Genomic DNA, 816 nt, shown 5'->3' on the forward strand with positions numbered 1-816 from the left:
CTCCTCGAGTCGATGGTGGGCGACGTGAGCGTCCAGACCGTCCCGCCGACCATGCTCGTCAGGGCCGCCGGCAGGGAGTGGTCCGTGCCCAGGCGCTGCATCGGCCGGCGCGTGAGCGTCGTGGCGATGCCCGGCGGCCAGGTCGTGGTGAGGATGGCCGGCGAGGAGGTCGCCGTCCACGACGCCGCGTCCGGGCCGTCGAGGCCCATCAACTACGACCCCGACCACTACGGGCGGGCCCTCGAGGGGAAGCGGGGCCTGGCCGACGCGGACATCGCCGAGGCCGCGCGCGCCAACCTCGCGCTGCTCGACTCGCTCGGAGGGGCGTGATGGGCGCCGTCGCGGAGGGCAGCCCCTCGATCAGGGCGCAGGCGAACCTCTCCGCGCTCGGGCTGCACGAGATGGCGGCGTCCCTGCCCGACTACGTGAGGATGGTCGCCGCGGGCGAGCGGGGCTTCGCCTCCGCCCTCGAGGAGATGACGCGCGTCGAGGTCGCCGCCCGGGAGGTCAGGATCACCAGCCAGCGCATACGGTCGTCGGGGTTCCCCTACGTCAAGGGGCTGGCGGACTTCGACTGGGACTTCCAGCCGTCGGTCCCGCGCGCCGAGATCGAGGAGCTCGCGACCCTGAGGTTCGTCGAGCGGGCCGAGAACGTCCTGTTCGTGGGGAGCCCCGGCGTGGGCAAGACGCACCTCGCCGTCGCGCTGGGCATCGAGGCGGTCAGGGCGGGGCGCGAGGTCAGGTTCGTGGACTGCGCCCGGCTCGTCGAGGACCTGGAGGACGCCTCGTCGCGCGGCATCCTCAAGAAGAGGCTCA

Annotated in this window: 2 protein-coding genes; both read left to right on the forward strand. The window is 73.2% G+C overall.

Features of this window, described 5'->3' with window-relative positions; genetic code table 11:
* Positions 1-330 (forward strand): Mu transposase domain-containing protein (locus ACTM86_RS08930; RefSeq protein WP_441036955.1); only part of this gene is annotated, 330 nt, incomplete at its 5' end.
* Positions 330-816, forward strand: a 487-nt coding sequence (locus ACTM86_RS08935; protein ID WP_441017509.1) for an ATP-binding protein, incomplete at its 3' end; no start/stop codon positions are given. The genes ACTM86_RS08930 and ACTM86_RS08935, both read left to right, overlap by 1 nt.

Source organism: Collinsella sp. HCP3S3_E11 (genome assembly GCF_052067375.1).
In the GTDB taxonomy this organism is placed as follows: Bacteria; Actinomycetota; Coriobacteriia; order Coriobacteriales; family Coriobacteriaceae; genus Collinsella.